Here is a 1,384-nt window from a genome sequence, read left to right on the forward strand (position 1 = left end):
CGAGGGTCCAGCGTGGGCCCTGGGGGCTGTCCTCGATGACCAGACCCGACTGGTTCAGCTGGTCGCGGATGGCGTCCGCGGTGGCCCAGTCCTTACGGGCCCGGGCCGCCTCGCGCTGCTGGAGCACCAGCCCCACCAGGGAGTCGACGACCCCGTGCAGATCCTCGCCGCGGTCGCCTTCCCCGGCCCACTGCGCATCCAGCGGGTCCAGACCCAGCACGCCGAGCATGGCCCGCACCTCGGCGAGCCGGGCCACGGCCGCCTCCTTGTCGTCGGCCGCCAGCGCACTGTTGCCCTGCCGGACCGTGGTGTGCACCACGGCCAGCGCCTGCGGCACACCCAGATCGTCGTCCATCGCCTCCGCGAACGCCGGCGGCACCTCGGCCGCCGGCTCCACGACACCGCCGGCCTTCTCCACCACACGCTGCACAAAGCCCTCGATCCGCGCGAACGCGGACTCCGCCTCGCGCAGCGCCTCCTCGCTGTACTCGATCATCGAGCGGTAGTGCGGGGTGCCCAGGTAGTAGCGCAGCACGATCGGCCGCCACTGCTTGACCATCTCCGAGACCAGCACCGAGTTGCCCAGCGACTTGGACATCTTCTCGCCGCTCATGGTGACCCACGCGTTGTGCACCCAGTACCGGGCGAACTCGTCCCCGAACGCCTTGGCCTGGGCGATCTCGTTCTCATGGTGCGGGAAGATCAGATCCAGGCCACCGCCGTGGATGTCGAAGACGGAGCCCAGGTACTTGTGGGCCATCGCCGAGCACTCCAGATGCCAGCCCGGCCGCCCCCGGCCCCACGGCGTCTCCCAGGACGGCTCACCCGGCCTGGCCGCCTTCCACAGGGCGAAGTCCCGCTCGTCCCGCTTACCCGTCTCGCCCTCCCCCTCCGGCTGACGCAGGTTGTCCAGCTCCTGATTGGACAGCTCCAGATAGCCGGGGAAGGAACGCACATCGAAGTAGACGCTGCCCTCGGCAGCGTAGGCATGACCACGCTCGATCAGACCGCGCATCATCTCGATCATCTCGGGCACATGACCGGTCGCCCGCGGCTCATAGCTGGGCGGCAGGCACCCGAGCACGGTGTACCCGTCACCGAAGGCACGCTCGTTCTCGTACCCGATCGCCCACCAAGGCCGGCCCTGCTCGGACGACTTGACGATGATCTTGTCGTCGATGTCCGTCACGTTCCGAATGAACGTGACCGCATAACCGCGGTACTCGAACCAGCGCCGCAGAATGTCGAAGTTCAGACCCGAACGGATATGCCCGATATGCGGCGGAGCCTGCACGGTCGCGCCACACAGGTAGATCGAGACACAACCCGGCCGGAGCGGGGCGAAGTCACGGATCTGCCGGGCACTGGTGTCGTACAGGCGAAT

At 68.1% G+C, this 1,384-nt stretch carries 1 protein-coding gene; it reads right to left on the reverse strand.

Annotated features, from left to right (window positions below; genetic code table 11):
- Window positions 1–1,384: cysteine--tRNA ligase (gene cysS / locus ABZ876_RS39070; protein WP_361791197.1), on the reverse strand; the 1,384-nt coding region annotated here is incomplete at both ends.

This window comes from Streptomyces sp. NPDC046931, assembly GCF_040644655.1.
Lineage (GTDB): Bacteria > Actinomycetota > Actinomycetes > Streptomycetales > Streptomycetaceae > Streptomyces.